Raw genomic sequence first — 7,597 nt, forward strand, 5'->3', positions numbered from 1 at the left:
AAAATATATCATAAAGCAAGAATGTGTTGTGTGGTATGATGAATTTTCAGAAATGATATATAAAGTGGGGTCATGTCATGATATTTGTGCTGGATGTAGGGAATACAAACACCGTGCTGGGTGTTTTTGAAGAAGATAAACTGAAATTTCAATGGCGTATCAAAACGGACCGTTATAAAACAGAAGATGAATATGGAATGTTGATCAAATCCTTATTTGAGCATGAGGGTTTGGTTTTTTCCGATATCCATGGAGTGGTTATCTCCTCGGTTGTTCCACCGATCATGTTTGCTTTGGAAAGGATGTCCCGAAATTACTTTAAGCGAAAGCCGATGATCATCGGAGCTGATGAAGTAGATGAAGGGTTGGCAATGACTTATCCGAACCCGAAGGAAATAGGAGCAGACCGCATCGTTAATGCTGTCGGTGCTTTGCAGGAGCATAAAGCACCGCTGGTAATCATTGATTTCGGAACAGCAACTACCTATTGTTATATCAACGAAAATGCGGAATATGTCGGCGGTGTCATATCGCCTGGTATCAATGTGTCCATGGAAGCTCTGTATGCAAAAGCTGCTAAGCTACCGAAGATTGAAATCAGAAATCCGGGACAGGTTGTCGGTCAGAGTACAGTGGAAGCGATGCAGTCCGGCGTGTTTTTTGGGTATGTCGGTCAGGTGGATGAAGTGGTGAGAAGAATGAAAGAAGCCGCTCCGTCTAATCCTAAAGTTATCGCTACCGGTGGTTTAGCTGGTTTGATTGCTGATGAATCTGCTACGATTGATATCGTTGACCCTTATTTGACCTTGAAAGGTCTATATACCATTTATCAACGGAATAAAGGAAAAAAAGAATTCAAAGGAGAATGATGATAGATGACAGATTATTTAATTCGTGCTACTGCATTTGAAGGAAAAGTTCGCGCCTATGCCATACAATCCACGAAAACCGTAGAAGAAGCACGTCGCAGGCAGGATACTTGGGCTACCACTTCTGCAGCACTTGGCCGAACGCTGACGATCAGTGCGATGATGGGTACCATGCTAAAAGGCGATGATAAGTTAACTATCAAACTTGAGGGAAATGGCCCGATCGAAGCGGTAATTGTAGATGCTGATGCCCGTGGTCATGTCCGGGGATACGTCAAGAACCCGCATGTTGATTTTGACTTGAATGCCCAGGGAAAATTGGACGTAGCCCGTGCAGTTGGTACAGAAGGGACCTTAAGTGTAGTCAAAGATTTGGGATTAAAAGACCACTTCACCGGACAAGTTCCTATTGTGTCGGGAGAAGTGAGCGAAGACTTTACGTATTACTTTGCGAATTCTGAGCAGGTGCCTTCAGCAGTAGGTGCGGGTGTACTGGTCAATACGGATCACTCCATTCTTGCAGCAGGTGGATTTATTATTCAAATGATGCCGGGGGCTGATGATGAGACCATCAGTACCATTGAAAAAAGGTTAAGTGAAATCCCCCCTATTTCCAGTATGATCCGGGAAGGCAATACTCCGGAGGAGATTTTGGACCGGTTATTAGGTAAAGATAATGTGCATATACTCGATCGTGTACCTGTGGAGTTCAGATGCCAGTGTTCAAGAGAGCGGGTAGAAGTTGCCCTTGCCAGCCTAGATGATAAAGAACTTCAGACGATGATTGAAGAAGATCATGGTGCAGAGGCAACCTGTCATTTTTGTAATGAAGCTTATCACTTTGACGTGAAAGATTTAAAAGAGCTGCAATCCAGTAACAAGGGTGGAGAATAAAATAAAGTTCATGAATTGTTTGACATTTCCGTGAGTTTTGCGTACATTATTAATAAATCCTATAAAAATACTCGGGTTTAGGAGTGAGATAATGAGAATTGCGAAGAATGTCAGTGAGCTGGTCGGTAATACACCAGTAGTTAAATTGAATGGCGCTGCAGATGAAAACAGTGCCGATATCTATCTGAAATTGGAATTCATGAATCCAGGAAGCTCAGTAAAAGATCGTATTGCACTAGCGATGATTGAAGCCGCCGAAGAAAGCGGTCAGTTGAACGAAGGCGATACGATTGTAGAACCAACAAGTGGCAACACTGGTATCGGGCTGGCAATGATAGCGGCAGCCAAAGGCTATAAGACCGTGCTGGTCATGCCGGATACGATGAGTCAGGAACGACGGAATCTGCTACGTGCCTATGGAGCTGAATTGGTACTTACACCAGGTGCTGATGGCATGAAAGGTGCGATTAAAAAAGCGGAAGAACTGCAAAAGGAACATGGCTACTACATGCCGCAACAATTCAATAACCCGGCAAATGTCGCCATTCATGAAAAAACAACCGGACCTGAAATAGTCGAGCAAATGGGTGACCAATTAGACGCCTTCGTATCAGGTGTAGGAACGGGTGGAACGATAACTGGTGCAGGAAAGGTGCTAAAGAAGCACTATAACGATATCAAAATATATGCTGTGGAACCGGACGCTTCCCCAGTATTATCCGGCGGGCAGCCAGGACCGCACAAAATTCAGGGTATCGGTGCCGGGTTTGTTCCTGGCATACTGGATACAGCTATCTATGATGAAGTCATCCAGGTATCTAATGATGATGCATATGAAGCAGCCAGAGAAGCAGCCAGAAAAGACGGTATTCTGGGAGGGGTATCCTCCGGAGCAGCCATCCACGCTGCCAGGAAAATCGCCAAAGAGTTAGGAAAAGGCAAAAAGGTACTCGCTGTCCTTCCGAGTAACGGAGAAAGATACCTATCCACACCGCTATATCAATTTGAAGATCAGCAATAATGTAAGGGACTGTGTCACAAGCAAAAGTGACGCAGTCCTTTTTGGTTTTCTAAGGAAAATATTAAATTTTCTTTTTGTGGATAACTTTACGTGATTGGTTCCATCCAGCTCCAATTAAGCTTGTTGTTGGTGAGCAAGGCGCTTGCGCTTTTGTTCTTTTCTATATCATGAATTTATTTTTCAAATAGTGTAAAATAGACAAGGAATATTTTCGTACGGAAATGAGGAAATAACGATGGGCTTTACATTAAATACAAAGAAGCAAGTATACGACTTAGATAAAAAGACATTAATCATGGGAATCCTGAATGTCACTCCAGACTCTTTCTCCGATGGGGGAAAGTTTTCTGATTTAGAAAAAGCAGTGGAACAAGCGGCAGCGATGGAAAGGGACGGAGCCGATATTATTGATATTGGTGGAGAATCCACCAGGCCGGGTCATGATCCAGTATCAGAACGTGAGGAGCTGGAACGGGTACTCCCGGTTATCAAAAAGCTTTCCAGTGTGCTTACTATTCCGATCTCTATTGATACGTATAAAGCAGAGGTGGCGCGCCAGGCAGTTGAGGCGGGAGCTGACATAATCAACGACGTCTGGGCAGCTAAAAGAGATGCGAAAATGGCTGAGGTTGCAGCAAGCTTAAATGTTCCGATTATCTTGATGCATAATCGGGCCAATACAGAATATCAAAACCTGATTGTGGATATGAAAGAGGATTTAAAAGAAAGTATCACCATTGCAAAGGAAGCTGGCGTACGGGAAGAAAATATTATCCTGGATCCGGGCATCGGTTTTGCTAAGAATCATGACGACAACCTGGTGGTAATGCGTCACCTTGATTCCTTCCAGGAATTGAACTATCCAATGCTGCTGGCGACTTCCAGGAAGAGGTTCATCGGACAAATACTGGACCTTCCGGCAGAAGAACGCATGGAAGGGACAGGCGCCACGGTTTGTCTTGGGATATCAAAGGGTGTCCATATGGTGCGTGTCCATGATGTAAAACCAGTCGCGCGAATGGCTAAAATGATGGACGCAATGGTTGGTAAAGGAGAATGAGCATGGATAAAATATATTTGAATAAGATGGAATTCTATGGATATCACGGATTATTTCCAGAAGAAAACAAGCTTGGGCAGCGATTTTACGTGGATTTGGAACTGGATGTTGATTTGGAGCAGGCAGGAAAAACAGATGATATGAATGCATCCATTGATTATGGAGAAATATATCAAGTCACTAAAGGGATCGTTGAGGGAGAAGCGAAAAAGTTGGTTGAAGCAGTAGCGGAAGACGTGGCGGACCGTTTGCTTGGCGCTTTTTCGAAAATGGAAGGCTGCCGCGTAAAGGTGATCAAACCAGACCCGCCAATTCCCGGGCATTATCAATCGGTGGCAATTGAGATATACAGGAGCCGTGGTTGAATGGGTAACCAGGTATACATTGCCTTGGGTTCCAATATTGAACCAAGAAAAGAATATCTAGATGAAGCCATTACTGAGTTGGAGTCTCACCATGCTATCCAGTTAACCCGCAGCTCCTCTATTTATGAAACCATGCCTGTTGGATATACGGAACAAAGTGATTTTTTAAATATGGTGGTTGAAATCAAGACGACACTCCGTCCTCTCGAACTTCTCGACATATGCCAATCCATTGAAGCGCAATTAGGAAGGAAAAGGGAAGTTAAGTGGGGGCCACGGACAATAGACCTTGACATTTTACTCTATAATCAAGAAAATATCGTATCTGAGCGTCTTATTGTTCCGCATCCAGCAATGCATGAGCGTGCATTTGTAATGGTGCCGCTGGGAGAGGTCAGCCCGGAAGTTATCCTGCCTAACCTTAATAGGACAGTTGAAGATATATTAAATAAAATACCCAAGAATGAAACAAAAGGAGTAATTCCATGGCAGACAATCAGTGGGGAAGAAGGATTAAAGGATTCCGAAAATTAAAAGGTATGACTCAGGTAGAGTTCGCTAAGAGAATGAATATGTCAGTGTCGGTGCTTGGAGAGTTAGAACGCGGCGCCCGTAAGCCAAGCCGTTCTAATCTGGAGCAAATTGCAGAGACATTGGACATCACTTTTGAAGAGATAGCTTATTACAACCAAGAGGAAGACCTCTATGTTTAATTGCGGAGACAGACCTGAAAGTAAAAGGTGAGTGCTACCCCTGCCTTTATCAGGCAAAATTACAGGCATCCATGTGATTGCTGGGCAAATAAGCTGGACGCCGCATGAACGGGTCTTGGTGCTTTACATTGACACTTTCCTGAGTCTTTTCTATACTAAATCATAGTTGTAATACTGCCAGGTGCTATACTGGCAGTTTTTATATGGAGGAACGAATCGAGTTTGAAATAACATGAGCCAGCCTGAAAAGGTCGTTTGTATATCTACACCAGTAAGGGAAACGGAGTGGTTGAAGTGACAGAAGAATTAAATGAGCACATGCGGGTGAGGAGAGAAAAATTAGAAGCCTATCGCGAAAAAGGCCTGGATCCATTTGGCGACAAGTTTGTCCGGACCCATGTAGCTGATGATCTGAAAGAACAGTATGAGTCTTATACCAAAGAGGAACTAGAAGAACAAGAAATCAACACGACTATAGCAGGAAGGATTATGACCAAGCGTGGAAAGGGGAAAGCAGGATTTGCTCATATCCAGGATCTAAGCGGTCAAATCCAGATCTATGTCAGGAAAGACCGTGTTGGAGAGGACGCGTATGAACTATTCAATACGGCAGATATGGGAGACATCGTGGGTGTAACAGGGACAGTATTCAAAACAAAAGTCGGTGAATTATCTGTAAAAGCGGATGAATTCACTATGCTTACAAAATCATTGCGCCCGCTTCCGGAAAAGTTTCATGGCCTGAAGGATGTAGAACAACGCTACCGCCAGCGTTACCTTGACTTGATTACGAACCCGGACAGCCGCGACACTTTTGTATTACGAAGCAAAATCATCCAGTCGATGCGCCGTTATTTAGATGGCCTTGGCTTCCTTGAAGTAGAAACGCCAATGATGCATGGAATTCCAGGTGGAGCTTCTGCCCGACCTTTCATTACCCATCATAATGCATTAGATATTCCTTTATATATGCGAATCGCAATCGAGTTACACTTGAAGCGCCTGATTGTAGGCGGTCTGGAAAAAGTTTATGAAATTGGACGAGTCTTCCGAAATGAAGGGGTATCTACCCGCCATAACCCTGAGTTCACCATGCTTGAGTTATATGAAGCATACGCCGACTTCCATGATGTAATGGACTTGACTGAAAACCTCGTTGCTCATATTGCAAAAGATGTTCTAGGCACAACAAAAGTTGCATACGGTGAAGTAGAAGTCGACCTTGAACCTAAGTGGGCTCGACGCCATATGGTGGATTTAGTGAAAGAGCATACTGGCGTAGATTTCTGGAAAGACATGAGCGATGAAGAAGCCAAAACCCTGGCCAAGGAGCATGGCATAGAAATTCAGGATACGATGACATTCGGCCATATCCTGAATGAATTCTTTGAACAGCGTGTGGAAGAGAAATTGATTCAGCCTACATTCGTGTATGGTCATCCAATTGAAATTTCACCATTGGCTAAAAAGAACCCGGAAGATTCTCGCTTCACAGATCGTTTCGAGTTATTTATCGTTGGCCGGGAGCATGCGAATGCTTTCTCTGAGCTAAATGATCCGATTGATCAGCGTGAACGCTTTGAAGGCCAGTTGAAAGAAAGAGAGCAAGGAAATGATGAGGCCCATATGATGGATGAAGATTTCTTAGAGTCCCTGGAATATGGAATGCCACCGACTGGCGGGTTAGGTATCGGTATTGATCGTCTCGTTATGTTATTGACGAACTCACCATCGATTAGAGATGTGTTACTGTTCCCGCAAATGAGAAATCGTGACTAATCAAGAAGAAGAGAACTCCAGCTGATAACCGGCTGGGGTTCTTTTTGTTTGGCCAGTCAAATCTTGATGTGTTTTACAATAAAAGCTCCCTTTTACTGAAGACTCAGTTTCGAGACTTTTGATTGCGATTATGGTGGCTGGGAAAACGGATCGCTTTCCGTGGGTATGTGGTGAGCTTCCTCAGGCTTCGCCTTGCGGGATCTCACCGCTCATGTTCATCCCACAGGAGTCTCACCGTTTACCCAGCCACCATACGTTGGTTAGTTTCTCGAAACCTCCATCAGAATTAGAGTGCTTTTGGAGCAGAAAATACGGTCAACTTACTATTGTAATAGGATTCTCTCACAAAATAGGGCTGGACTTTCCAAACACGATTTCGAGTATCTTTATATGGCAATGGGCGTGGGGGAAGGGTGAGACTCCCGCGGGAGAAGGAGCAAGGCAAGATCCCGCAGGGCGCAGCCCGAGGAAGCTTGCCAGGTCCCCCGCAGGAAAGCGAATCCTTCCCCAATGCCCCTATTCCTCAAACAATGTCTCGAAATCAAGTCTTTGACTTTTCGGCCCTTTTGTGGAATAACTCTCTCATGGAAAAGCAAAAAAGTTTAACAGAGTCTCCCGCTTAAATAATCAGAATTAATTTATATTTTAATTTCCCCTTGATTCATTTCTGGAACCATGATAAATTATTAAACGTTGCGTTAAGAGAGAAAGCAACCGAGCAAAAATATTCATGAAAAGTTGTTGACATTAAAACAACCACATGATAAATTAATTAAGTCGCCAATTTGAGCGGCAAAACAATTTGATCTTTGAAAACTGAACGAACCAACCAGTACGTCAATATAATTTCTTCATTATATGAGGAAATGAACAACGCACTTTAGCAGTGCAAACAT

General features: G+C 43.7%; 8 protein-coding genes. All 8 read left to right on the top strand.

Translation table 11 applies throughout. From position 1 onward, the window contains the following. Positions 1-77: 77 nt before the first annotated feature. The 8 genes from FHS45_RS19585 (at position 78) to lysS (ending at position 6,701) form a co-directional block, all read left to right on the top strand. Entirely contained in the window at positions 78-869 is a 792-nt protein-coding gene (locus FHS45_RS19585; RefSeq protein ID WP_062438510.1) for a type III pantothenate kinase, read from the top strand. Positions 870-875: 6 nt separating this feature from the next. After that, entirely contained in the window at positions 876-1,763 is an 888-nt protein-coding gene (hslO, locus tag FHS45_RS19590) for an Hsp33 family molecular chaperone HslO (RefSeq protein WP_062438514.1), read from the top strand. Positions 1,764-1,854: 91 nt separating this feature from the next. After that, complete coding sequence (gene cysK / locus FHS45_RS19595) at positions 1,855-2,784, top strand: cysteine synthase A (RefSeq protein ID WP_181949509.1); 930 nt, start codon at positions 1,855-1,857, stop codon at positions 2,782-2,784. Positions 2,785-3,019: 235 nt separating this feature from the next. After that, positions 3,020-3,844 (top strand): dihydropteroate synthase, encoded by an 825-nt coding sequence (gene folP, locus FHS45_RS19600; RefSeq protein WP_062438517.1) that lies wholly within the window; start codon positions 3,020-3,022, stop codon positions 3,842-3,844. 2 nt (positions 3,845-3,846) lie between these two features. Further along, positions 3,847-4,209, top strand: a complete 363-nt coding sequence (gene folB, locus FHS45_RS19605) for a dihydroneopterin aldolase (protein ID WP_062438520.1) — start codon at positions 3,847-3,849, stop codon at positions 4,207-4,209. Continuing rightward, complete coding sequence (gene folK / locus FHS45_RS19610; protein ID WP_062438523.1) at positions 4,210-4,743, top strand: 2-amino-4-hydroxy-6-hydroxymethyldihydropteridine diphosphokinase; 534 nt, start codon at positions 4,210-4,212, stop codon at positions 4,741-4,743. It begins immediately after the preceding gene. Continuing rightward, positions 4,695-4,922, top strand: coding sequence for a helix-turn-helix domain-containing protein (locus tag FHS45_RS19615; protein ID WP_062438525.1), 228 nt, complete (start codon positions 4,695-4,697; stop codon positions 4,920-4,922). The genes folK and FHS45_RS19615 overlap by 49 nt, the downstream gene beginning before the upstream one ends. 294 nt (positions 4,923-5,216) lie before the next feature. Further along, positions 5,217-6,701, top strand: a complete 1,485-nt coding sequence (gene lysS / locus FHS45_RS19620) for a lysine--tRNA ligase (protein WP_062438535.1) — start codon at positions 5,217-5,219, stop codon at positions 6,699-6,701. Positions 6,702-7,597: the final 896 nt, after the last annotated feature.

The sequence above is a fragment of the Thalassobacillus devorans genome, assembly GCF_011761345.1.
GTDB lineage: Bacteria > Bacillota > Bacilli > Bacillales > Halobacillaceae > Thalassobacillus > Thalassobacillus devorans.

Coding starts and splice junctions, on each gene's coding strand:
- FHS45_RS19585 (WP_062438510.1), top strand. CDS start 78: ATGATATTTGTGCTGGATGTAGGGAATACAAACACCGTGCTGGGTGTT.
- hslO (WP_062438514.1), top strand. CDS start 876: ATGACAGATTATTTAATTCGTGCTACTGCATTTGAAGGAAAAGTTCGC.
- cysK (WP_181949509.1), top strand. CDS start 1,855: ATGAGAATTGCGAAGAATGTCAGTGAGCTGGTCGGTAATACACCAGTA.
- folP (WP_062438517.1), top strand. CDS start 3,020: ATGGGCTTTACATTAAATACAAAGAAGCAAGTATACGACTTAGATAAA.
- folB (WP_062438520.1), top strand. CDS start 3,847: ATGGATAAAATATATTTGAATAAGATGGAATTCTATGGATATCACGGA.
- folK (WP_062438523.1), top strand. CDS start 4,210: ATGGGTAACCAGGTATACATTGCCTTGGGTTCCAATATTGAACCAAGA.
- FHS45_RS19615 (WP_062438525.1), top strand. CDS start 4,695: ATGGCAGACAATCAGTGGGGAAGAAGGATTAAAGGATTCCGAAAATTA.